The following is a 23634-nucleotide window of genomic DNA, read 5'->3' on the forward strand; positions in this document are numbered from 1 at the left end:
CAGCGGTGAACCGCGCGTCCCTGCGCGGCACCCTCCGTATCGGCGCCGTACCGGCCCGAGTTGAGGATTCGCGCCGCGCGCCACGTCGCGCGCGACGTTCCGTGTGGCCCGTGTCGCACGCGCGGGGCGTAGCACGTGGTTCGCTGCCGCGTTGTCAGGGCAGGATGCCGACCGACAGGGGGTGCCGATGGTGACACCGATGGATCCGACGTCCGCGGCGTTCATGCTCGCCGAGAACCGCAACCAGCCCATGCACGTGGGCGGGCTGCAGCTGTTCCGGCGGCCCGACGACGCCGGACGCACCTTCGTCCGGGACTTCTACCAGGACATGATCCAGGAGCGGGAGCTCTCGCCGCTGTTCCTCAAGCGGCCGCAGCGGTCGCTCGCCACCGCCGGCCAGTGGGTGTGGACCGAGGACACCCAGTTCGACATCGAGCACCACGTCCGGCACAGCGGGCTGCCCAAGCCCGGCCGGGTCCGTGAGCTGCTCGAGCTGTGCTCGCGCCTGCACGGCACCCGGCTCGCCCCGGAGCGACCGCTGTGGGAGGCGACCGTCATCGAGGGCCTGCGTGACGGCCGGATGGCGATGTACACCAAGATGCACCACGCCCTCGTCGACGGTGTGTCGTCGATGCGGCTGCTGCAGAGCGTGCTGTCCACCGACCCGGACCGCCGCGAGATGCCTCCGCCGTGGGCGGTGCAGCCGGCCGCACGGGGCGTCGCGCCCGAGCCCGCGAGCACCGACCACCACCTCGCGGACCTACCGGCCAGCGCCTTCCGCCAGGCCCTCGGGATCACGGCGGACGCCGCCGGGATCGCGGGCGCGCTGGCCCGCACCGTCTCGCGCGGCGTGCGCAACGAGACCTCGGCGCTGTCGTTCTACGCGCCGCGCACGATCCTCAACACGAACATCACCGGCTCGCGGCGGTTCGCCGCCCAGGACTGGCCGATCGAGCGGCTGCGGGGAGTCGGCAAGGCGACCGGGACGACCATCAACGACGTCGTGCTGGCGATGGTCAGCGGGGCGATGCGCACCTACCTCACCGAGCTCGGTGCCCTGCCCGACACCGGCCTGGTCGCGATGGTCCCGGTCGGCCTCAACGCCAAGCAGGCGCAGAACGCGTCCGTCGACGGCGGCAACGCGGTCGGCGCGGTGATGGTCAAGCTCGGGACCGACCTCGCCGACCCGGCCGACCGGCTGCGCGCGGTCCACCGGTCCATGACGGACGGCAAGGAGGCGCTCGGCACGATGACGCCCTTGCAGATCCTCGCGATGAGCGCGATCGGCCTGGCCCCGGCCGTGCTCCCGCCGCTCCTCAGGATGAGCGGCTTCACGCGGCCGCCGTTCAACCTGATCATCAGCAACGTGCCGGGGCCGCGGGTGCCGCACTACTACAACGGCGCCGAGCTCGTCGGCATGTACCCGCTGTCGATCCCGATCCACGGCATGGCGCTCAACATCACCTGTACGTCGTACGCCGGACGGATGGGCTTCGGCCTCACCGGCTGCCGGCGCACCGTCCCGCGGCTGCAGCTGCTGCTCGCCCACCTCGACCACGAGCTGTCCGCGCTGGAGTGCGCCGCCGGCCTGTAGCACGACCCCCGGCTCGCGGGGCCAGGGTCAGAGGACGAGCAGGGCGACGTACGCCAGCATCGCGAGCAGCGCCACGACCGCGGCGACCCGCACCCACCCCGGGGTGGTCGGCTCGCGGGTGGGGTCGGGCGAGACACCACGCAGCTCACGGGGCACGTCGTCGTCGCTCATGCCCCGAGCCTAAGCCCGGCGACGGTCAGATCGCGCGGGTCACCGTGATGGTGGAGTTGGTGCAGCCCGAGGCGAGCGACTGGATCGCGGACTTCTCGGCGCTGTCGACGGTCAGCCGCCACCGGATCTTCACCGCGACGAACTCGCGCAGGTAGCGGCACGTGTCGTACTGCGGCATCCACTCGGCCGGGTCCTGGTCACCCTTGGCCTGGTTGACGTTGTCGGTGACGCCGACGAGAGAGCGGTAGTCGCCGAGGTCGTTGGCGTAGGACTGGCGCTGCGCCGACGTCCAGCTCCGTGCGCCGGAGTCCCACGCCTCGGCGAGCGGCACCATGTGGTCGATGTCGACGTCGCTGGTGTTCGTCCACGACACGCGGTCGTAGTAGGAGAACCAGCGGCCGCCGGACAGGCTGCACCCGGAGCTGACGGTGACCGGGTCGTCGGCCTCCGCGATCAGCACCTCGTTGCGGGTGCTGCAGCCGTCGCCGTCGGCGTCGATCCAGTGGTTGAACAGGGTGCGGTCGTAGCCGGTGCGGACCTCGCTGGCGACGGGCAGGTCGGAGATCGCGGTGAGGAACGGAGCCGAGTACGACTCCGCGGCCTCGGCGGCGGGCGCCGGCTGGACGGTCAGGGCCGCGGCGACCGGCAGGGTGAGCAGAAGCAGGCGGGTCAGACGGTTGCGCATGATGAGGTCCTCATCCCGAGAGGCGAAACCTGGCGCGCTCACGCTGCCGGAGCAGGACCCCCGGCGCACCACGCGCGGCGGTGCAGGGTTCTGCACTGCACGAACCTGCGGGCTCCCGCTCCCCCGGGAACGCCGGTCACCCTGGCCGCGTCGTCACGCCCGGCGACCTGGCGCGGGCCCTAGGGTCGAGCCATGTCGTACCCCGAACCCCGCTACCACGGCGACTCCGGCGAGCCGGACACCAACGTCTTCCGGGCCGTCGACCACGTTCCGGACCTCGCCAACGACCAGGCCGGCTCGTCCGTGCACTACCTGGCGACCGGGCAGATGACCGGGGGCGACTTCGGCCTCTACCGGTGGAACATGGGCCCCGGTCCCTCCGGACCGTCGCCACACTTCCACCGCACGATGACCGAGTCGTTCTTCGTGCTCGACGGCACCATCTCGCTCTACGACGGGGACGGCTGGAAGGACGCGACGGCCGGGGACTTCCTCTTCGTGCCGGCCGGCGGCCTCCACGGCTTCCGCAACAACTCGGGCGAGCCCGCCTCGATGCTGATCCTGTTCACGCCCGGCGGGCCGCGCGAGGCGTACTTCGAGGGGCTGCACCGGATCGCCACCACCGGCGTCCGACCGTCGGAGGAGGAGATGGCGGCGTTCTACCTCGAGCACGACAACATCTGGGCCGACGTCGACTGAAGGGTTCGGCCTAGCGCCGCCAGGGTGCCGGCCGCCCGTGGAGCCACCACTCCAGCCGCTTCGTGAGCTGCGGCAGCACCAGGTACGTCATCACCGGCGTCATCAGCACCGTGCTGGTGAGCACCCGCGCGACCAGCGGCAGGTCCGGCACCACCCGGGCCAGCGCCCACGACACGAGCAGGCTCAGCGGGAAGAACGCGAACCAGATCATCACCGCCTGCTTCCAGCGCGGTGGCGCGGCGGGCATCGGCCGCAGGTCCTCGACGTCGTCGACCTGCGGCTCGTCGAACCAGCCCTCGATGCCGGTACGCCGCTCCTTGCGCGACTCCCCCACCAGGCCCTGGGCGGAGTCGAGCCACCAGCGCCGCTGCGACGAGGCCTCCCAGCCGGCGAGCGACTCCGCGGAGTCGAACCGGTAGAGCATGTGCCACTCGTCGGACCGGGTGCTCGGGCGCACCCAGCCGGAGCCGAGGAAGCCCGGGAAGCGCTCGGCCAGGGTGAACCCGGCCTGGATCCACGCCAGGATCTGGTCGGCGTGCTCGGGGTCCACGTGCCGGGTCACCGAGACGGTGACCGGCAGGGTGGCCGTGGCCTGGGAGGACTGGCTCATGCCGTCCAGGCTAGGGATGGCAACGCGGGCCGCCGACGTCGCGTCAGTCCTCGAGCAGCGCGCGTACGTCGTCCTCGGTGAGCGCGCCGGTCGGCACCCCGTCGCCGTCGACGACCTGCGCGAACAGCGCGGCCTTGCGCGCCTTGAGCTCCATCACCTTCTGCTCGATGGTCTGCTCGGCGACGAGCCGGTAGACGTTGACCGGCCGGTGCTGGCCGATGCGGTGCGCCCGGTCGACCGCCTGCGCCTCGACGGCGGGGTTCCACCACGGGTCGAGCACGAAGACGTAGTCGGCCTCGGTGAGGGTCAGCCCCACACCACCGGCCTTGAGGCTGATCAGGAACACCGGGTCGTCGCCCTGCTTGAAGCCGTCGATCGCGGCGGCCCGGTCGCGGGTGCTGCCGTCGAGGTAGCTGCTCGCGATCCCCTCGCGGTCGAGCCGGGCGCGCACGCGGGCGAGGTAGGAGGTGAACTGGCTGAACACCAGTGCGCGGTGCCCCTCGTCGGCGAGCTCGGCGAGGTGGTCGACGAGCACGTCGAGCTTGGCCGAGCCGACGGCGGCGTACTCCTCGTCGTCGACGAGCGCCGGGTCGAGCGCCAGCTGACGCAGCCGGGTGAGCGACCGGAAGATCGCGATGCGGTGCTTGTCGAAGTCGTCGACGAGGCCGAGGACGTGCTGCCGCTCGCGCTGCAGGTGGGTGTCGTAGACGCGGCGGTGCCGGGGCGTCAGCCGGACGTCGAGCACCTGCTCCTGCTTGTCGGGCAGGTCGGCGGCGACGAGGTCCTTGGTGCGCCGCAGCAGGAACGGCCGGATGCGCCGCCGGAACCGGTCGAGGACGTGCCGGTCGCCGAGCCGCTCGACGGGGACGGCGACGGACTCCTGGAAGCGCTGCGGGTGCGGGTAGAGGCCCGGCGCGACGATCGAGAGCAGCGACCAGAGCTCCATGAGGCGGTTCTCGAGCGGCGTGCCGGTGAGCGCGAGCCGGAAGGGTACGTCGAGCCGGCGGACCGCCTGGTAGGTCTTGCCGAGGTGGTTCTTGACGGTCTGCGCCTCGTCGAGGACCAGCCCGCCCCACGCGTGGGCGAGGTAGCCGTCGACCTCCATGCGGTAGAGCGTGTAGGAGGTGATGACGACGTCGGCGCCGGCGCAGACCTCGTCGATTGACGCCCCGCGACGCGCCTGGGACTCGGTGACCGTGCGCACGACGAGACCCGGCGTGAATCGGGCCGCCTCGTGGGCCCAGGTCGACACCACGCTGGTCGGGGCGACGACGAGGAAGGGCGCGGCGCCCCGGGCGCGGGCGTGCGCGACCAGCGCGAGGGTCTGCACGGTCTTGCCGAGCCCCATGTCGTCGGCCAGGATCCCGCCGAGCCCGGCCTGCTGCAGGAACGCGAGCCAGCGGAAGCCGTCTCGCTGGTAGGGCCGGAGATCGGCCTCGAGGGTGTCGGGCGGGTCGATCTCGGGCAGCTCGTCGACCGCGCGCAGCGCCCGGGCCGCCTCGGTCCAGCGGGCAGCCTGCTCGTCGACGATCCCGACCTCTGCGAGCTCGTCCCAGAGCCCGAGGTCGTGGGTGCTCAGCCGCACCAGGTCGGGCTGCTGCTCGTGCAGGTCGCCGGCGGCGTGCACGAGCTCCGCGAGGTGGGCGAACTCCGGCCGGTCGACCGCCACGTGGACGCCGGTGCGCAGGATGACGCGCGGCTCGCCCCGGGTGAGCGCGGCGAGCAGGGTGGCGAGGGCGAGGCTGTCGCCGTCGACGCTGATCACCACCTCGAGGTCGAGCCAGTCGGTGCGGTCGTCGGTGTCGTCGGCGCCCTCGCCGCCGGCGTCCGGATCGCGCGCGGCGAACCGCACGACCGGGGCGGTGCGCGCCTCGCGGTAGTCGGGACGGGCGCCGACCTCGGTGATCTCGACCTGCTCCGCCTCGGCGAGCTTCTCGAGCCCGGGCAGCACCTCGACGGCGAAGTCGATCGCCTCGACCCCGGTGAGCACCTGCTCGCCGACGAGGCCGCGCTCGCGGAGGTGGGAGCGGCAGAGCCGGTGCACGGCCGCCTCGTCGAGGTCGAGCCGGTCGAGGATCGCCTGCTCGTCGGCGGGTCGGCGGAAGCCGCGCAGCCCGCGCGACTCGCCGAGGGCGTAGACGCGGTCGGTCTCGCCGACGCGGTAGCGCCAGGACCAGGCGAGCTCGACCCGCTCGACCGACACCCAGGTGACCTGCAGCGCCAGCCGGGGCCGGGCCGGCTCGGGCAGGTCGACCGAGCCGTCGGAGGACACGACCGGGACGTGGCGGCGCAGCCGCGGGAGGTACTCGGTGAGCAGGTCGTCGCGGTCGGCGGCCGGCACGAGGAGGGTGTCGCCGGCGCTCAGCAGGCGGCGTACCTCGGGGCCGAGGCCGCGCGAGAGCGGCGCGAGAGTGAGCACCCAGCCGGTGGGCGGGTCGGCCGGCGACCAGGCGGCGACGCCGTGGCCGGCCTGGCCGGCGGAGGCGCCGTCGCCGAGCAGGTCGAGGTCGCTCGCGGCGAACCACTCGTCGTCGACCCGGACACCGACGCCGAGGTGGGCGTCTCCCGCGTCGGAGGTGTTGACGTCGAGCTCGACGGTGACCGGCGCGTGGTGCAGGTCGACCCGGGCGACGCCGTTGCCGGGCACGAGCACGACGCCGGCGTCGCGGGCGCGCCGGAGCAGCGGCCACAGCGACGGGCCGAAGCCGGCCAGCGGCAGGTGCGACTCGGAGCCGAAGTAGGTCTGGCGGGAGGCCGCGCGGTAGGCGGCGAGCAGCTCGCCGAGCACCGCGACCTGGGCGGGCGGGCAGCCTTTGCGGGTGTCGAGGTAGGGCACGTCCTGCCAGGTCGCGCCGGACTTGATCCAGTTGTCGCGCGCGCCCCGGACCAGCGGCCGGAGCCGCAGCGTGCCCCGCACCGGGGCACTGACCCGCGACCAGGAGCGGAATGCCGCCGTGCTGCTGGTGCGGCTCAGCTCGACCTGCAGCGCGAGCGGCGTGGCGTGCTCGGCCGGCCGGTCCTCGGCGTCGAGCTCGTCGAGGACGGAGGTGAGCCGGCGCTCCCAGTCGCGGCGGCCGTCGGCCACCGCGGCGGCGACGTGCTCGCGGCGGACCACGAGGAGCGCGGCGAGGGCGTGCTTGCACCCGTCGCCGACCGGGCAGCTGCAGCGGCTGTAGACCCAGACGCCCCGCTCGGCGGTGCCGACGGCGACGTAGGTCTGGTACGGCACCGACGTGGACCCCGCGACTTTGCCGCGGATGTCGAGGTCGCCCTCGGCGTCGATCTCGTGGTGGACCTCGATCACCAGCCCGCGGTCGGCGTAGTCCACCGCCCGGTCGTAGGTGACCGCCCCGAAGCGTCGGCTGAGGGCTTCCTCGTCGAGCGCCAGGGAGAGGTCCACCACGGCACGACCCTACGACCGGGCACCGACAGCCCGGTGCCGGCGCGTCGAGGGCCGGAACGGGTCAGCGGAGCCGGCCGAGCACCGGGGCGCTCGAGCCGGGGAGAACGCCCGCCGGGTCGGCCGGCAGCAGCAGCTCCCGCCCGACGGCGGGGTCGATGCGGTAGGGCTGGTGCCGCAGCAGCGCCCCGACCACCCGGCGCAGGCGCGACATCTCGGCCCGGACCGTGACGACCCGGCCCGTGTCGGCGAACAGGTCGTCGGCGAGCTCGGCGGCGGTCCGGCCCGCGGGGTGCAGCACGAGGGAGACCAGGATCTCGGTGTGCCGGGGGCTGAGCCGTCGCGACCACGAGCCGCTCGGACCGGTCACGGCCAGCCGCGGGTCCGCCCCGGTGAGGTCGACGACCAGCGAGGAGCTCTGCGCGCTGCCGGGCTCCGGCTCGAGCCGCAGCAGCCAGCCGCCGGGCAGCGCCTCGGCGGTCGCGGCGCCCAGGGTCGGCAGCCACACCGAGCCCACCGCCAGGTCGTCCGGCAGGGTCACCCGCTCGGGCGCCTCGACCCCGGTGACCGCGGCCAGGTGCCCGTGCCGGTCCACGACCAGGGCGGGCCCGGCGAGGCGGGCGACGAGCGGGGCCGCCCGGGCCCGCAGCAGGTCGAGCTCGGTGACGTGCTCCTGGCGGACCTCGAGCTCCGCGACCCGCGCGGCGAGCCGGACCATCGCGAGCGCGCTCGGGTGCATGCCGCGTGACGGCCCGCTGACGTCGACCACGCCGATCACGTCGCCGGTCCACGGGTCGTGGACCGGGGCGGCCGCGCAGCCCCACCGGGTGTGCGACTCGACGTAGTGCTCGGCGCCCTGGATCTGCACCGGGCCGCCCGTCACCAGGCAGGTGCCGATCGCGTTGGTGCCGACGTTGCCCTCGGTCCACGCCGAGCCGCCGACGAAGCCGAGCCGGTCGGCGAGCCGCCGCACGCCCGGCTTCCCGTCCTGCCACAGCACCCGGCCCTCGTCGTCGGTGAGCACCATCAGCTGGTCGCCGTCGTCGACGGCGGTGCCGAGCGCCCGGCGCAGGTGCGGAACCAGCGGCCGCAGCCGGCTGGCGGCCCGGCGGCGCTCGATCTCGGACGTGTCGAGCGGGGGTACGTCGGGGTCGGCACCCGGGTCGAGCCCGCGGGTGCGCATCCGCCGCCAGGACGCCGCGATCACCGGCCGGCTGCGTGCCTCGCCGCCCGCGAGCGCGCGCTCCCGCGCCCGGTGGCGGCCCTGCTCGGCGTCGGTCACGTGCAACCCTCTGCAACTCTGGCGGTCCCGGCCGCCCCGCGGTGTGCTGCTCGTCACAGCGTAGTGAAGGAGCCACCGATGACCCAGACCCTCGAGCCCCCCGCCGGCACCGCCCCCTCGGCCCCGCAGGCCCGCGTCGACGCGTGGTTCGCCGGCTTCGAGGCCGCGCTCGCCGCGCGCGACGTACCCGCGGCGGCGGCGATGTTCGCCACCGACAGCTACTGGCGCGACCTGATCGCGTTCACCTGGAACATCCGCACCGTGGAGGGGCGGGAGGGCGTCGCCGACCTGCTCACCGAGACGCTGGAAGGCACCGACCCCTCCGGCTTCCGTACGACAGAGCCTCCCGACGAGGCCGACGGCGTGACGACCGCGTGGTTCGAGTTCGAGACCGCGGTCGGCCGCGGCAAGGGGCTGCTGCGGCTGAAGGACGACGTCGCCTGGACCTTCCTCACCACTCTGTACGAGCTCAAGGGCCACGAGGAGCCCCGCGGCACCGCCCGCCCGATGGGCGCCGAGCACGGCGCGAACAAGCAGCGCGCGACCTGGCTCGAGCGGCGCCAGCAGGAGGCCGAGGACCTCGGCTCGACCACCCAGCCCTACGCGCTCGTCGTCGGCGGCGGCCAGGGCGGCATCGCGCTGGGTGCCCGGCTCCGCCAGCTCGGCGTGCCTGCGCTGGTGATCGACAAGCACGCCCGCCCCGGAGACCAGTGGCGCGGCCGCTACAAGTCGCTGTGCCTGCACGACCCGGTCTGGTACGACCACCTGCCGTACCTGAAGTTCCCCGACAACTGGCCGGTGTTCGCGCCGAAGGACAAGATCGGCGACTGGCTGGAGTCCTACACGAAGGTGATGGAGGTGCCCTACTGGGGCAGCACGGTCGCCCGCTCCGCGGCCTGGTCCGACGAGACCCAGGAGTGGACCGTCGAGGTCGAGCGCGACGGCAAGCCGCTCACGCTGCGGCCGAAGCAGCTCGTGCTCGCCACCGGCATGTCCGGCAAGCCGAACATCCCGTCCCTACCCGGCCAGGACGTGTTCCGGGGCGACCAGCACCACTCGTCGGCGCACCCCGGCCCGGACGCCTACGCCGGCAAGCGTGTCGTCGTCATCGGCAGCAACAACTCGTCGTTCGACATCTGCGGCGCGCTCTGGGAGCACGACGCCGACGTGACGATGGTGCAGCGGTCCTCGACGCACATCGTCAAGAGCGACACCCTGATGGACATCGGGCTCGGCGACCTCTACTCCGAGCGCGCGGTCGCGGCCGGAGTCACCACGGAGAAGGCCGACCTGATCTTCGCCTCGCTCCCCTACCGGATCATGCACGAGTTCCAGATCCCGCTGTACGACAGGATGCGTGAGCGCGACGCCGACTTCTACGACCGCCTGGAGAAGGCCGGCTTCGACCTCGACTGGGGCGACGACGGCTCCGGGCTGTTCATGAAGTACCTGCGCCGCGGTTCCGGCTACTACATCGACGTGGGCGCCGCCGACCTCGTCGCGGACGGCCAGGTCAAGCTCGCGCACGGCCAGGTCGCCCGCCTCACCGAGGACGCCGTGGTCCTGGCGGACGGCACCGAGCTGCCGGCGGACCTGGTCGTGTACGCCACCGGCTACGGGTCGATGAACGGCTGGGCCGCCGACCTGATCAGCCAGGAGGTCGCCGACAAGGTCGGGAAGGTGTGGGGCCTCGGCTCCGAGACCACCAAGGACCCCGGCCCGTGGGAGGGCGAGCAGCGCAACATGTGGAAGCCCACCCAGCAGGACGGACTCTGGTTCCACGGCGGGAACCTGCACCAGTCGCGGCACTACTCGCTCTACCTCGCGCTGCAGCTGAAGGCGCGGCTGGAGGGCATCGCGACCCCGGTGTACGGGCTGCAGGAGGTGCACCACACGTCCTGACCGCCGGCCACGCGATGACGTGGTGACGCGACGGAGCCCGCCGGCTACTTCTCCTCGGCCGGCTCCTGGGCGGGCTCCTCGGCCGGCGTCTCGGGCTCGGCGGCGGCCTCCGCGACGGACTCGTCGGCCGTCTCGGTGGCCTGCTGGACCTCGGGCTCGTCCATGAACGCCACCGGTGCGGAGCCGGTCAGCGTCACGAGCATCTGCCGCACGTTGGCGAGCTGGGCGTTGATGCTGTCGCGGCGCTGCGTCGCGGCGGCGAGCTCCCGGTCGGAGTCAGCGCGCACCCGGGCGGCCGCGGTCTTGGCCTCGGTGACGATCGCGGCGGCCTTCTGCTCGGCCTCCTCGACCAGCCGGGCGGCGCGGCGGGACGACTCGGCGAGCTCGTCGTCGGCTTCGGCGCGCTGGCGCTCGATGAGTGCCCCGAGGTCGGTGTGCCGTTGCTGGGCGGCGTCCATCTGCAGCGTGAACTCCGCCTCGGCGGCCTGCTTGCGGCCGGCCAGCGTGGTCTCGAAGTCGGCGGCGGCCTTGGCGGCGCGGGCGCGCTGCTCCTCGTAGACCGCCTCCGCCTCCTGCAGCCGCGCGGCGGCGTTGCGGTCGGCGGCGTCGGTGACCTCGTCGGCGGTGCGCTGGGCATCGCCGAGGATCCGGGAGGCGTCGGTGTCGGCGTCGCGGCGGCGGCCCTCGGAGTACTTGTCGGCCTCGGCACGGATCCGGCCGGAGTCCTCGGCGGCCCTGCCGCGCAGCGCCTCGACCTCCTCCTGGGCGCCGGCCCGCAGGCTCGCGGCCTCCTCGTCGGCGAGGGCGAGGATCTCCCCGACCCGCTTGCCGAGGTGCTCGAAGGTGGGGACCGGCGGCGGGCCTGCGTCGAGGGGCGCGCTGTCGCGCTCGGACTCGAGCTTGCCGACCATCTCGGTCAGCTCCTCCACCCGCCGGTCGGCGGCCGCGGCCCGGTCGGTGAGCTCCCTGATGCGCTGGTCGACCTGCTGGGGCTCGTAGCCGCGCAGCACCGACCGGAACTGCTCGTCGGGCTCGTTCATGAGGCGCCATCCTGTTCGTCGTCGTGCTCGGGGGTGCGGTCGTCACGGGACTGGTCGTCCGTGGTCGTGTCGGTGGGGACGGCGAGCGCCTGGATCACACCCGACAGCTGTCCCAGCTCCCCCGTGATGGCGTCGCGGCGGCGAGCCAGCACGGCCACCTCCTCGCGCGCCTCCTCCAGCATCCGGCGCGCCTGCGCGCGGAGGGTGTCGGCCTCGGTCCGCGCGTCGGCGAGGTGGCGGGCGGCCTCCTCGCGGCTGCTGCGCAGCTCGTCCTGGGCGGTGCCCTGCGCACGGACCACCTCGCCGGCGACCTGCTCACGCAGGACCCGGGCCTGCGACTCGGCGGACTCCAGCCGTCGCTCGGCCCGCGAGTGCATGTGCTGCGCCTTGGCGTCGGCGTCGGCGAGCACGCGCTCGGCGTCGGCCTGGGCGGCGGCGCGGGTGCGGGCCGCCTGCGCGTCGGCGTCGGCGCTCACCTGTGCGGCCGCGTCGGCGAGCTCCTGGGCGTCGGCCTCGTGGACCGCGCGCTGCTCGTCGAGCCGGCTGCGGACCCGGCCGCTCACCGCGACCAGCCGGCGGCGCGACCGGTTGAGCAGGGCGGCGGCCTCGCCGTGCCCACGCAGCCGGGTGCGCTCGGCCTCGGCGTCGGCGGTGGCCAGCAGCGACGCCACCGTCGCCTGGGTCCACCGGGTCTGCTCCTCGGACTCGCGCAGCGCCCGGTCGGCCGCGTCGCGGGCCTCGGAGAGGGTGCGGTCGGCGCGGGCCTGCGCGTCGGCCAGCGCGGTCGCGGCCTCGGTGCGCGCGGCCTCGGCGTCGGCATCGGCCGCGGCGCGGGTCGCGTCAGCGGCCTGATCGGCCTCCTGGCGGGTGGCGTCGGCCGCGGCCTGCGCGGCCGCCGTGATCCCGTCGGCCTCGGCCTGGGCCTCGGTCGTGCGGCGCTCGACCAGGTCGGACGTCTCGAGGTCGAGCCGCTCCGCCTCGGCGCGGGCGGTCGTGACCAGCCGCTCGGCCTCGGCGCGTGCGTCGGCGAGCAGCGTCTCGGCCTGGCCGCGGGCGGTGGCCAGCTCGCGGCCGGCCTGCTCGACGCGGTCGCGGGTGGTGGCCTCGGCGGCCGCGAGGATCTGGTCACGCTGGCTCTCGGCGGCGCGGAGCAGCAGGGTGGCCTGCTCGCCGGCGTCGCTGACGAGCTGCTGGGCCTCGTCGGAGGCGGAGGCGAGCTCCTCCTCGACGCGCTTGCGGTCGGTCAGCGCGGTCGCGTGGTAGCCGTCGGCCTCGTCGTGCAGCCGCTGCGCCTCCGCACGCAGTGCGCGGGCCTCCTCGACCTCGCGCTCGGCGTCGGCGCGCAGCTCCTCGGCCACCAGCTCGGCGTGTCGGAGCAGCACCGCGGCGTGCCGGTCGGCAGACTCGGCGGGAGCCTGGTGTGCGGGGCCGGCCGAGGGGTCGTCCTCCACCGCGAGCGCGCCCGGGGGCACGGCGTCGGGGCGAGGTCGGTCCATGGGCGAATCTTCCCAGATGCTCGGTCGGGCGCGGAACGCCCCATCCTCCCGCGCCGCGGCCCGGACCGCCAGAGCGCGACGGCACGGGAACCGTTCTGACAGCATCGGTCCCATGGAGAAGCTGCGACCGGTCAGGACCTGGCTGTCGGACATGGACGGCGTGCTCGTCCACGAGGAGGAGGCGATCCCCGGCGCCGCCGAGTTCGTGCGCCGGCTGCGCGAGCGCGGGCGGCCGTTCCTGCTGCTCACGAACAACTCGATCTTCACCGCGCGCGACCTCCAGGCCCGGCTCTCCCGCTCCGGTATCGACGTACCGGAGGAGTCGATCTGGACCAGCGCGCTCGCGACCGCGCAGTTCCTGGACAAGCAGCGTCCGGGCGGTACGGCGTACGTCATCGGCGAGGCGGGGCTGACCACGGCGATGCACTCCATCGGCTACGTGCTCACCGACCGCGACCCGGAGTACGTCGTCCTCGGCGAGACCCGCACCTACTCGTTCGAGGCGATCACCACCGCGATCCGGCTGATCGAGGCCGGCGCGCGGTTCATCGCCACCAACCCCGACCCGACCGGCCCCTCGCAGCAGGGCTCGATCCCCGCGACCGGCTCGGTGGCGGCGCTGATCACCCGGGCGACCGGCGTGGAGCCGTACTTCGTGGGCAAGCCCAACCCGCTGATGATGCGGTCGGCGCTGAACCGGATCGACGCGCACTCCGAGACGACCGTCATGGTCGGTGACCGGATGGACACCGACATGGTGTCCGGGCTCGAGGCCGGGCTGCGCACGATCCTGGTGCTCACCGGCTCGACCCGGCCCGACCAGGTCGAGCGGTTCCCCTACCGCCCGACCCACGTGCGCGACTCGGTCGCCGACCTGGTCGAGCTCGTCGACGCGTGGGACGACGTCGACGAGTCCGTGATGGACCTCTGACGCCGGCTACGGAACCGGCTGCAGGCCGCTGGCGCGCTCGCAGTCGCCGGCGGCGCAGCGGACGAGCGCCTGCCTCGTCGAGCCCTGCACGGTCAGGACGACGCTGCGCGGCCCCTCCCACGCGCTGTGGCCGAAGCCGGTCGGCGCGGAGTACGACGCGAGCAGCGTGCCGGTGCCGGTCCTGACCCAGAGGTAGCCGATCGGGCCGTCGAGGGAGATGGTGCGGGCGAGCACGCGTCGGCCGTCGGGCGACACCGCGCCCACCGCCTGCTCGCACGAGCGCCACAGGACCTCCTCCGGCGACGAGAGCGGGCGCAGGACGCTGCAGCCGCCCTGGGTGACGTCGCGGGTGTACGTGCCGATGCGGTCGGCGCGGATGTCGGCGAAGTACGCCTGCCGGTCGACGACGCGCTGCGTCGTACCCGCGTCGACGTCCCAGGTCAGTGTCCGGGCCGGCGAGGTGACGCCGAGCACGGCCCGGCCGCCGTCGGCGTCGAGGACGCGGACGTAGCCACGCAGCTCCTGACGCCCGGTGCGCTCGCCGGTCACCGGGTCGAGCACGCGGACGACGGTGCGGGGACGCTCGCCGACGAGCGCCTCGAACAGGTGCTCACCGTCGCGGGACAGCGTGAGCTCGCCGCGGAAGCGCTCACGGACGATCGTGCGCTCGCCGTCCGGTGAGATGCGCTCGACGCGTCCGCGATCCCCGCCCGGGTACACGATGGCGACGTAGTCGCCCCGCGCCGTGCCGAGGAGCTGCACCTCGGCGGCGTCGACCTTCACCCGGGTGTCGCCGTCGAGGATCGTCGTACCGATGACGAACGGGACGGCAGGGTTCGCGCCGCGTGGCAGGGCGGCCGGGCGCAGCTCCCGCTCCGCGGGAGCGGCCGAGGCGGCCGGGACGACGGCGGCCAGCAGGGCGGCGAGGGCAGTGCTGGCGAGCAGGCGAAGGTTCCGAGATCTCATGTCTGTCTGGACGCTCGGCCGCCCCGAAAGGTTGCCCGCGGTCAGGACCGTGCGGCGCCGTACCCGAGGAGCGCGGCGAGCCCGAGCGCGCTGCGCGGGGCGTAGGGCGCGCGCCACAGGCCGCCGTGCGCGGCGGCATACGCCTCGTCCTCCCAGGGGTGGTCGTGCCGCGGCCCGCCGTCCGTGTGCAGGTCGTGCACGAGCAGCGCGGCCATCAGCACGTTGGAGGTCGCGGGCTCGAACACCTCGACGCCGAACCGGTGCGCCCCGGCGTACGCCGCCGCGAGCGCGCGGTTCTTCACGACGGACCGGGTGCGCGTCGGGGGCGCGACGTTCATCGACACCAGCGTCCCGTCGGCGCGGGCGGCGACCGCCCGCCAGCGCTGCAGCCGCTTGGCGAGCGCGTAGTTGGGGCCCTGCTGCGGGACCAGGCTGTCGTTGACGCCGGGGTCGGCGCCCGGGGCGTACGACCGGCGCAGCAGCCGCCCCGCGCTCACCGCCCGCAGCGGCCGGCCGAGCACCTTGGCCGCGCGCGACCGTGACTCGTAGCCGCCGACGGACTGCCGCACGGCGTCGGCCGGTACGGCGAACACGTCCGTCGGCGTCGCGAGGAACGCCAGCGCCGTGCCGGGCCGCTGCTCGACGAGCTCGCCGCTGAGCGCGTCGACGGCCATGCTGACCCGGACGTTGGTGGCGCCGTCGGCATAGACGTAGTTGCCAATCACGAGCCGCTCCCCCGCTACCTGTGCGAGCCATTGGGCGGTGGCCGGAACCTCGGCGAGCAGGTCGGCGCCCGCGTGGGCGGGGTGGGCGTCGGCGCCGCCGTCGCGCGTGGGCAGCACGAGCGTGCCGGCCGAGACCCGGGCGGTGTCGAGCACGCGCTGCCAAACCGGCTCGCGCGGCAGGTCGACGGCGGCGACGCGGGCGCCCCAGCGCAGCAGCGCGGTCAGCGGCCCCATCTCGGCGCCCGCACCCAGCACGGCGACGGTGTGACCGTCGAGGCGCAGCCAGTCGGGGTTCTTCATCACGGTCCGGACGGCCTCACCGACGCTCGGCTCCACGACGCCCGCGGCGACCCAGGCGTCGAGGCGTCGCTCCAGGTCGTCCCCCGCCAGCCGCTCACCGTGGAACGGCAGCGTCAGCTCGCGCTCCGGGTCGGCGTGGCCCGCGACCTCGGCGGTGCCGAACGTCGTGTCCGGCTCCGTCCCGGCCCAGCCGGCCAGCGGCACGTCCTCACCGCCCGCCCGCACGACCATCCGCTCGTGCAGGCCGGCCAGCCCGTCCCGCGCGATGCCGACCGCGTCGTCGCGGTCGTCGAGCCCGGCCTCGACGAGCCGCCGGAAGTGCACGAGGTACCCCGTGCGCCAGTTGGTCTCCTGCTCCGCCGCCCGCGCCCCGGCCGGGTCGACCCCGCGCAGCGCGTCGGCGACGACGGCGCGTCCCACGGCCGCCGTACTCCGGCGTCCGTCGGCCCCGCGCGGGAACACGACTCCGTGCTGCTCATCCGTCACCCGGCCCATCATGCCGGGCGCCCGAACAGCTGTAACGCGGGGTTATGGACGCTCAACAAGCGGAATTCCGCGTGGGAGGCGTCCACATCGCTTGGGAAGTCGGTCGTACGGCGCCCGGCCCGATCCCGCATACTTCCCCGGTGCACACGGGGGATGCCGAGGAGCAGGAGCTCTTCGAACGGCTGGAGCGCGAGTTCGCCGACGTCAAGGTGCCGCGCGCGGTCAGGAGGCGTCGACCGCGCCCACCGCGGCGGCCGCGCGAGGGGATGCCGAGGACCAAGCGGCTCGTCGCGTGGGTGCTGGTGCTCGGTCTGGGTGCCTGGAGCTTCTCCCACACGCCGACGGGTCGCAGCCTCGTCGCCGCCGTCGGGTGGGGCCGCACGGCCGTGGCCGGTGACGGCTACACGTTCACCGCCGAGACCCCGGGCGGACCGGTGCGCTGGAGCTCGTGCCGGACGATCGAGGTCGTCGTCAACGACGCGCTCCGACCGGTCGGCGCGGCCGACGTGGTCGGCGACGGCATTGCGGAGGTCGCGGCCGCCAGCGGGCTCACGATCGAGGTGGTCGGCGCGACCGACGAGCAGCCGTCGGACCGGCGGGCGGTCGAGCAGTCCCGGTACGGCGTGTCGTGGGCGCCGGTGCTCGTCGCGTGGACCACGCCCGAGGCCGACCCCGGCCTGGCGGGTGACACGGTCGGCCTGGGCGGCGGGATCTCGGTGGCGCTGGACGGCGTGACCCGGTACGTCTCGGGGCAGGTCACGCTCGACACGCCGCAGCTCGAGGAGATGCTGGCGCTGCCCGACGGCGAGGCGCTGGTCCGTGCCGTCGTCGTGCACGAGATGGCGCACGTGCTCGGGCTCGGGCACGTCGACGACCCCGCCGCGCTGATGGCCGAGACCGGCGGTGCGACGTCCCTCGGCGAGGGCGACCGGGAGGGGCTGCGGGTCGCCGGCGACGGGCCGTGCCTCTGAGTCGCCGTACCCCCGACCTCCGCGCGCTCCCCACGCCATGTGGACGCTCCCCACGCGGAATTCCGCTTGTTGAGCGTCCATAACCCCGCGTTACAGCTGGTCGGGGGCCGTCCAACGCCCGACGTGCTCGAGCGTGTGGGCGAGGGCGCCGGAGGGGTTCGCGGCGCGGCAGGTGAGCTGCTGCGGAGCGACGTGGTCGGTGCGGACGACGACGTCCCACGGCTCACCGGCCAGCTCGAACGCCACCCGGGTCAGGTCGCCGTCGCGCACGGCGCGCAGCACGCGCGGCGCGGCGAGGGAGGTGTCGCCGGTGTGCTCGCGCAGGAAGGCCTCGGCCGCCTGGACCCGGAAGGGGAAGGCGCACCGGCCGCGCAGGTGCGGCAGCGACAGCCGGCCGCTCCGGTGGGTGTCGACGAACGCGGCGGCGTCGGCGGGGTCGAGCCGGCCGTAGTAGAGCCCGGTCGGCAGCACCACGACGTTCGGCGCGAACCGGTCGCCGCCAACGTGCGACACCTCCCAGGTCGCCTCGGGCGCGACGGCGTGCAGCGCCCGCGCGAGCGGTCGGCCCTGCTCGGCGCAGCAGGCGTCGTGCCGGCCGTGCGTGCAGACCAGGAACAACTGCCCCTCGTACGGCGTCAGCCCGGGCCGTTCCCCGGCGGCGAGGCCCTCGACCCGGAGGTGGCGCACCGCGTCGAGCGAGGGCAGCTCGGCGGTCTCGACGAACGGCCCGCGCGCCCCGACGTACGCGGCGAACACCCGCACCGTCGACGGCCGTCGGCGCACGTGGTCGCGGATCAGCAGGACCCGGACGCCGTGGTCGCGGCCGAGCCAGCGCAGGTGCGCGCGCACGTCGTCGGGCAACCGCGCCCCCGCCACCGCGTCGACGCCCCACGCGCCGGGTGCCTCGACGAGCAGGAACGCCCGCACGGTCGACGCGGTGCCGACCAGCGACTCCGTCCGGTCGAGCGAGGCGGCCGCGCAGCGGAACGCGGTCACGGCACGATCCGGAGCAGTCCCTCCCGGACCAGCCGCCGCACGACCACGAGCCGGCTCGACGCGTCGAGCCACGGCTCCAGGTCGGCGACGGCGAACGCGGGGGTGTCGCGGACGTGCTCCATGACGGGGGTCAGCCGCAGCGGCATCCGCAGGCTGCGGTCGCCCAGGTGGACGGTCAGCCGCTCCGGACCAGGGCGCAGCACGCAGGCCGCGGTCGGCCGCCGCTCGACCCGGGTGTCGTCGGAGAGGGCGGACAGCGCGACCCGGTCGACGAGGCCGCCGTCGAGGACGGGCGAGCGGTCGGAGAGGAAGGCGTCGGCGCGGGCGTCGGCCACCGCGGTGGTGTCCAGCGCCGCGAGCGAGTCGGCCAGCGCGGCGAGGGGTTCGCCCAGCGCGGCCGCCAGCAGCGACGGGTCGTCGACCCAGCCGGAGGGCAGGGGTACGTCGTAGCGCTCGTCGGCGAGCGCCCTCGTCGCCAGCGAGCGGAGCAGCTCGCGCAGCGACACCCGGTTGATGCCGAGGGTGACGTGCAGGGACGTGACCTCCTGGCTGCGGGCGGCGTGCGGCGTGCCGGTCGGGAGGTACATCGACAGGCCGGGCTCGAGCAGCACCTCGCGGGCGGGGCCGTCGGGGAAGCCGGAGCTGTCCGGTTCGACGACCTCCCACTGCTTGTGGCCGTGGGTCTGGAACACGAACACGTCGTGGCTGTCGCTGTGCCGTGCGAAGCCCTGCGCCCCGGGCGGCGTGAGGTAGGCGTTGGCCTGGCACGGGTGGCCGAGCTCGAGCTCGAGCCGCCGGACGAGCCGGGTCAGCGGCGGGTGGTAGCGGTGCAGGCCCTGCAGCACGACGGTCGCGCCGCCGTCGAACAGGTCGAGCACCTTCCGGCCGTCGACGAGCCCGGTGACGGCGGTCCCGGACATCGTGGCGTGCCGCGTGAACCGCGACGGTGGGATCACCGACCCGTCCTGCGCCAGCCGCAGCGCCGGCGTGCGCAGCGCGCTGCTCGTCAGCAGCCGGTCGACGTCCTGGAGCGACAGCAGGCCGACGAGCTCGGTGGGGTCGGTGTGGTGGACGTGCACGCGTGACGCCCAGACCTTGTGGTGGAAGGTCTGGGCGTCTCCGCTGAGCAGGTCCAGCGCGGACCGGTCCGGGAGGGGCAAGACTCAGGCGTCCGTGCCGTCGGCGTCGCCGCCGTCGGTGCTGTCCCCGTCGGTGCTGTCGCCGTCCGTGGTGTCGGTGCTGTCACCGTCGGTGCCGTCGGCGTCGCCGCCGTCGGTGCTGTCACCGTCGGTGGTGTCCGTGCTGTCACCGTCGGTGCCGTCCGCGTCGCCACCGGGGTTGGGCGTCGGGGTCGCGCCGGGGACGGTCTCGATGTCGTCGTCGCCGACGGGCTCGTTGGGGGTGGTGGTCATGGTGCCTCCTCGGTGGAGAGGTGCGGACGGTCGCCCGCGTCGTACCCGGGCGGTACCCCGGCAAACCACGGCATCCGCGACCTGAGTACGAGCACTCTGGCGCAACGCGGCGGGTGCCGCCACCCTCGTCCCATGGATCGTCGGGTACGTCGTGCGCTGGTCGTCGCGGTGCTGCTCGGCGTGCTCCTCGTCGGCGGCCAGAAGGTGCTCATCTGGTCCGGCGACGCCGCCGCGAAGGACTGCGCGATCCACGCCGTCCCCGCCCCCGGCGGGGACCTGCCGGCGCGCACCGCGGCCCCCGCGTACCCCGCCGCGACCGTCCAGCGGGGCGGCACCGTCAACGACGCGTCCTGCCTCAACCGCACGCGCGTGTACGGCGTGGTCCGCCCGCGCAGCACGGCCGACGTCCGCGAGGCGCTCGCCTTCGCCCGCGCGCACGACCTGACCGTGTCGGTCGCGGGGACCAAGCACGCCATGGGCGGCCAGGCGATGCGACCCGGCGCCTTGCTGCTGGACATGACCGGGCTCGACCGGGTGCGCGTCGACACCGGCGCCCGCACCGCCCACGTCGGCGCCGGGGCCCGGTGGCACGACGTGCTCGAGGCCGTGCACCCGCACGGGCTGTCGGTGGCGACCATGCCGAGCATCGACGTGCTCAGCGTCGGCGGCACGGTGTCGGTCAACGCGCACGGCCTGGACTTCCGGGAGGGCAGCCTGTCGTCGAGCATCCGGTCGCTGCGGGTGATGACCGCCGACGGCGTCGTGCACACGGTCGGGCCGCACCGGGAGCCGGAGCTGTTCCGCGCGGTGGTGGGCGGCTACGGCCTGCTCGGTGTGGTGCTCGACGTCGAGCTCGACCTCGTCGCCAGCGAGGTCTACCGGCTGCGTGGCCGGGTCGTCGACGTGGCCGATCTTCCCCGCGTGCTGGGCGAGGAGGTCCTGGCCGACGACGACGTGCGGATGACCTACACGCACCTGTCCACCTCGCCCGGCAGCCTCCTGCGCGAGGGCATCGTCTACACCTACGAGCGCGCGCCGGCCGGCGAGCCGGTGCCGGCGCTGGAGACCCGCGACTCCGACCGGTTCGGCCGGCTGGTGCTCAACCTCGCCCGCACCGGCGGCACCGGGCAGCGGCTGAAGTGGCGGCTGCAGCGCGACCTGCTCCCCCACGTCCGGTCGTGCCACGCCGCCCGCAACCAGGCGCTGCGCGACGCCGAGGCGTGCATGGTGGCGCGCAACCAGGCGATGTACGAGAGCCTCGGCCTGCTCCGCAACCGGCTCCCGCAGTACACCGACGTGCTGCACGAGTACTTCCTGCCGCCCGACCAGCTCGTCCCGTTCCTCGCCGACCTGCGCACCGAGCTCGGAACCCATGACGCGGTCCTGCTCAACGCGTCGATCCGCTCGGTGCACCGCGAGGACGTCGCCCTCGACTACGCGCAGGGTGACCGGCTCTCCGTCGTCCTCTACCTGAGCCAGCGCGTCTCCCCCGCCGGCAACGACGACATGCGAGACCTCACCCAGCGCCTGGTCGCCCGCAGCCTCGCGCGCGGCGGCACCTTCTACCTGCCCTACCAGCAGCACTACACCGCCGCACAGGTCCGGCAGGCCTACCCCGGCTTCGACGACTTCGTGGCGACCAAGCGCTCCTACGACCCGGACCTGCTGTTCCGCAACAGCCTCTGGGACCGCTACGCCGAGCGGCGGTAGACCCGCGCCTCCCAGGGCAGCAGCGGCGCGTCCACCGGGGAGGTGACACCCGGGACGTTGCCGAGCACGTGCTCCGCCCCCGACCAGCCGGCCCAGTCGCCGGGCGCGACCACCCCGTCGACCGACGACAGGTTCGCCACCACGAGCAGCACGGTGCCGGCGTGCGACCGGGTGAAGACGTAGAGCTCCTCGTGCTCCTGCAGCAGCAGGGTGAAGTCGCCGTGCACGACCACGGGCTCGCCGTGCCGGAACGCGATCAGCCGCTGGTAGTGCGCGAACACCGAGTCCGGGTCGTCGATCTGCGCGGCCGCGTTGATCTCCGGGTAGTTGGGGTTCACCGCCAGCCACGGCTCGCCGGTCGTGAAGCCGGCGTTCGGCGAGGCGTCCCACTGCATCGGCGTCCGCGCGTTGTCACGGCTCTTGTGGCGCAACGCCGCCATCACCTGGTCCGGTTCCTGGCCGCCCTCGACCGCCTCGCGGTAGTGGTTGACCGACTCCAGGTCGCGGAAGTCGTCGACGCCCTCGAAGACCGTGTTGGTCATCCCGAGCTCGTCGCCCTGGTAGACGTACGGCGTGCCGCGGTGCAGGTGCAGCACGGTCGCGAGCGCCTTCGCCGACATCACGCGGTGCGCCGGGTCGTCGCTGCCGAACCGGCTCACCGACCGGGGCTGGTCGTGGTTGCCCAGGTAGAGGCTGTTCCAGCCGACGTCGGCCAGCTCGGTCTGCCAGCGGCCCAGCGACTCCTTGATCCGCGGCAGGGTGAGCGGCACGAGGTCCCACTTGCCGTTGGGGCCGGAGTCGAGGTCGACGTGCTCGAACTGGAAGATCATGTCCAGCTCGCGGCGCTCCGGGTCGGTGTAGAGGCGCGCGTGCTCCACCGCCGCGCCCGGCATCTCGCCGATCGTGATGAGCCCGTTCGGCCGGTCGGCGAACACCTCGCGGTGCATCTCCTGCAGGAACTCGTGCATCCGCGGGCCGTTGAGCACGTACGGCGACTGGTTGCCGTACGGCGACGCCCCGGGGAGCGTCGACACCTCGGCGTCGAGCAGGCCCGGCGGCTGCTCGACGACCACCTTGGAGATGTGGTTGATCACGTCCATCCGGAAGCCGTCGACCCCCCGGTCGAGCCACCAGCGCATCATCGCGTAGACGGCCTCGCGCACCTCCGGGTTCTCCCAGTTCAGGTCCGGCTGGGACGGCGCGAAGATGTGCAGGTAGTACTCCCCCGTCGCGTCGTCGAAGGTCCAGCCGGGTCCGGAGAACACCGAGCCCCAGTTGGTCGGCTCGGCGCCCGGTTCACCGGGCGCGTGGCCGGGGCGGGGCGGCCGCCACCAGTACCAGTCCCGCTTGGGGTTGTCGCGGCTGGCCCGCGACTCCTGGAACCAGGCGTGCGCGCTGCTGGTGTGGTTGACGACGAGGTCCATGACCAGCTTCATCCCGCGCTCGTGCACCCCGGCGATGAGCTCGTCGAGCTGCTCGAGGGTGCCGAACATCGGGTCGACGTCCTGGTAGTCGCTGATGTCGTAGCCGTTGTCGTCCATCGGCGAGCGGTACACCGGGCTCAGCCACACCACGTCGACGCCGAGGCGCTGGAGGTGGTCGAGGCGGGTGATGATGCCGCCGAGGTCACCCATGCCGTCGCCGTCGCTGTCGGCGAACGAGCGGGGGTAGATCTGGTACACCACCGCGGACTTCCACCAGTCGCGCGGCGTCTCCTGCGTCGTCGTCATGGCCCACGACGCTAGCGGCCCTCTACATTCCGTGGATGGACACCTCCGAGGCAGGCCGCGACCGGAAGCAGCACCGCGACGGGCGCACGTCGTTCGAGAAGTTCGTCGAGGCGACGTACGCGCTGGTCAGCCGGGCGCCGTTCTTCGTCGCGATGCTCGCCGTGGTCGTCGCCTGGCTGGTGAGCTATCCCCTGTTCTCCACGGCGAAGGCCTGGCAGGTCGTGATCCACACCGTCGCCAGCGTCGTCACCCTGCTGCTGCTCACCCTGCTGGAGAACGCCAGCCGACGCGCCGAGGAGGCCGCGCAGGAGAAGCTCAACGTGCTGGCCGAGGCGACCGCGGCGCTGATGGACTCCGTCGGGAGGGAGGACCCGGATCTGCAGGAGGCCACCCGCAGGCTGCGTGACGCGGTCGGGCTGGAGCAGCGCCACTAGATGTACCCGGCCATCACGTTGGTGCCAGGCGGCTGATTGGCGGGCGTCCTCCGAGTGCGCTGTGGCGTCGGTCAGTGTTGTAGTGCTCGAGCCA

Annotated in this window: 21 protein-coding genes; 7 read left to right on the forward strand and 14 right to left on the reverse strand. The window is 74.0% G+C overall.

The window, feature by feature from the left end:
• Positions 1-199: 199 nt before the first annotated feature.
• On the forward strand, positions 200-1594 hold the full coding sequence (locus ETU37_RS15025) for a WS/DGAT/MGAT family O-acyltransferase (protein WP_240755756.1): 1395 nt from the start codon (positions 200-202) through the stop codon (positions 1592-1594).
• A gap of 27 nt (positions 1595-1621) precedes the next feature.
• On the opposite strand, the gene ETU37_RS23265 is transcribed toward ETU37_RS15025, so the two are convergent.
• A complete protein-coding gene (locus tag ETU37_RS23265) occupies positions 1622-1765 on the reverse strand; it encodes a hypothetical protein (RefSeq protein WP_165372542.1) in 144 nt (47 codons plus the stop codon).
• 25 nt (positions 1766-1790) lie between these two features.
• The gene (locus ETU37_RS15030; protein WP_129988158.1) at positions 1791-2450 is read right to left on the reverse strand and encodes an HNH endonuclease family protein; all 660 of its coding nucleotides are present in this window, start codon (positions 2448-2450) and stop codon (positions 1791-1793) included.
• A gap of 192 nt (positions 2451-2642) precedes the next feature.
• On the opposite strand from ETU37_RS15030, the gene ETU37_RS15035 reads away from it, so the two are divergent.
• The gene (locus ETU37_RS15035) at positions 2643-3149 is read left to right on the forward strand and encodes a cupin domain-containing protein (RefSeq protein WP_129988159.1); all 507 of its coding nucleotides are present in this window, start codon (positions 2643-2645) and stop codon (positions 3147-3149) included.
• A 10-nt stretch (positions 3150-3159) separates the two neighbouring features.
• Here ETU37_RS15035 and ETU37_RS15040 read toward each other — a convergent pair whose 3' ends face one another.
• The 3 genes from ETU37_RS15040 to ETU37_RS15050 all read right to left on the reverse strand — a co-directional run bounded on the left by ETU37_RS15040 (position 3160) and on the right by ETU37_RS15050 (position 8441).
• Positions 3160-3759, reverse strand: a complete 600-nt coding sequence (locus ETU37_RS15040) for an antibiotic biosynthesis monooxygenase (RefSeq protein ID WP_129988160.1) — start codon at positions 3757-3759, stop codon at positions 3160-3162.
• Positions 3760-3802: 43 nt separating this feature from the next.
• Complete coding sequence (locus ETU37_RS15045; protein WP_129988161.1) at positions 3803-7162, reverse strand: DEAD/DEAH box helicase; 3360 nt, start codon at positions 7160-7162, stop codon at positions 3803-3805.
• Between the two features lie 61 nt (positions 7163-7223).
• Entirely contained in the window at positions 7224-8441 is a 1218-nt protein-coding gene (locus ETU37_RS15050; RefSeq protein WP_129988162.1) for a GAF domain-containing protein, read from the reverse strand.
• A gap of 78 nt (positions 8442-8519) precedes the next feature.
• Between ETU37_RS15050 and ETU37_RS15055 the strand changes: the two genes are divergently transcribed.
• A complete protein-coding gene (locus ETU37_RS15055; RefSeq protein WP_129988163.1) occupies positions 8520-10343 on the forward strand; it encodes a flavin-containing monooxygenase in 1824 nt (607 codons plus the stop codon).
• Positions 10344-10387: 44 nt separating this feature from the next.
• On the opposite strand, the gene ETU37_RS15060 is transcribed toward ETU37_RS15055, so the two are convergent.
• Both ETU37_RS15060 and ETU37_RS15065 read right to left on the reverse strand, forming a co-directional pair.
• On the reverse strand, positions 10388-11383 hold the full coding sequence (locus ETU37_RS15060) for a coiled-coil domain-containing protein (protein WP_129988164.1): 996 nt from the start codon (positions 11381-11383) through the stop codon (positions 10388-10390).
• Positions 11380-12879 (reverse strand): coiled-coil domain-containing protein, encoded by a 1500-nt coding sequence (locus tag ETU37_RS15065; RefSeq protein ID WP_129988165.1) that lies wholly within the window; start codon positions 12877-12879, stop codon positions 11380-11382. The genes ETU37_RS15060 and ETU37_RS15065 overlap by 4 nt, the downstream gene beginning before the upstream one ends.
• 112 nt (positions 12880-12991) lie before the next feature.
• Here ETU37_RS15065 and ETU37_RS15070 point away from each other — a divergent pair, with 112 nt between their 5' ends.
• Positions 12992-13810: an HAD-IIA family hydrolase gene (locus ETU37_RS15070; protein ID WP_129988166.1), complete on the forward strand. Its 819-nt coding sequence runs from the start codon at positions 12992-12994 to the stop codon at positions 13808-13810.
• Between the two features lie 6 nt (positions 13811-13816).
• Here the strand turns inward: ETU37_RS15070 and ETU37_RS15075 are convergent, their stop codons facing one another.
• Together ETU37_RS15075 and ETU37_RS15080 are read right to left on the reverse strand one after the other, a co-directional pair.
• Positions 13817-14776: a hypothetical protein gene (locus ETU37_RS15075; protein ID WP_129988167.1), complete on the reverse strand. Its 960-nt coding sequence runs from the start codon at positions 14774-14776 to the stop codon at positions 13817-13819.
• A gap of 41 nt (positions 14777-14817) precedes the next feature.
• Complete coding sequence (locus ETU37_RS15080; RefSeq protein WP_206053958.1) at positions 14818-16287, reverse strand: hypothetical protein; 1470 nt, start codon at positions 16285-16287, stop codon at positions 14818-14820.
• Positions 16288-16427: 140 nt separating this feature from the next.
• On the opposite strand from ETU37_RS15080, the gene ETU37_RS15085 reads away from it, so the two are divergent.
• Complete coding sequence (locus tag ETU37_RS15085; protein ID WP_129988168.1) at positions 16428-17258, forward strand: matrixin family metalloprotease; 831 nt, start codon at positions 16428-16430, stop codon at positions 17256-17258.
• Between the two features lie 90 nt (positions 17259-17348).
• Here ETU37_RS15085 and ETU37_RS15090 read toward each other — a convergent pair whose 3' ends face one another.
• The 3 genes from ETU37_RS15090 to ETU37_RS15100 are packed head-to-tail and all read right to left on the reverse strand — an operon-like array spanning position 17349 to position 19666.
• Complete coding sequence (locus ETU37_RS15090) at positions 17349-18254, reverse strand: sucrase ferredoxin (protein WP_165372543.1); 906 nt, start codon at positions 18252-18254, stop codon at positions 17349-17351.
• Positions 18251-19414, reverse strand: coding sequence for a cupin domain-containing protein (locus ETU37_RS15095; protein WP_129988170.1), 1164 nt, complete (start codon positions 19412-19414; stop codon positions 18251-18253). Before ETU37_RS15095 ends, ETU37_RS15090 begins: the two co-directional genes overlap by 4 nt.
• 3 nt (positions 19415-19417) lie before the next feature.
• On the reverse strand, positions 19418-19666 hold the full coding sequence (locus tag ETU37_RS15100) for a hypothetical protein (protein WP_129988171.1): 249 nt from the start codon (positions 19664-19666) through the stop codon (positions 19418-19420).
• Between the two features lie 132 nt (positions 19667-19798).
• Here ETU37_RS15100 and ETU37_RS15105 point away from each other — a divergent pair, with 132 nt between their 5' ends.
• The gene (locus tag ETU37_RS15105; protein ID WP_129988172.1) at positions 19799-21376 is read left to right on the forward strand and encodes an FAD-binding oxidoreductase; all 1578 of its coding nucleotides are present in this window, start codon (positions 19799-19801) and stop codon (positions 21374-21376) included.
• Here ETU37_RS15105 and ETU37_RS15110 read toward each other — a convergent pair.
• Complete coding sequence (locus ETU37_RS15110) at positions 21358-23106, reverse strand: glycoside hydrolase family 13 protein (protein WP_129988173.1); 1749 nt, start codon at positions 23104-23106, stop codon at positions 21358-21360. The genes ETU37_RS15105 and ETU37_RS15110 overlap by 19 nt on opposite strands.
• Before the next feature lie 35 nt (positions 23107-23141).
• Between ETU37_RS15110 and ETU37_RS15115 the strand changes: the two genes are divergently transcribed.
• Positions 23142-23540, forward strand: a complete 399-nt coding sequence (locus ETU37_RS15115) for a low affinity iron permease family protein (protein ID WP_129988174.1) — start codon at positions 23142-23144, stop codon at positions 23538-23540.
• 13 nt (positions 23541-23553) lie between these two features.
• Here the strand turns inward: ETU37_RS15115 and ETU37_RS15120 are convergent.
• Positions 23554-23634, reverse strand: an 81-nt coding sequence (locus ETU37_RS15120) for an integrase core domain-containing protein (protein WP_129985062.1), incomplete at its 5' end; no start/stop codon positions are given.

It is taken from the genome of Nocardioides iriomotensis (genome assembly GCF_004168035.1).
GTDB lineage: Bacteria > Actinomycetota > Actinomycetes > Propionibacteriales > Nocardioidaceae > Nocardioides_B > Nocardioides_B iriomotensis.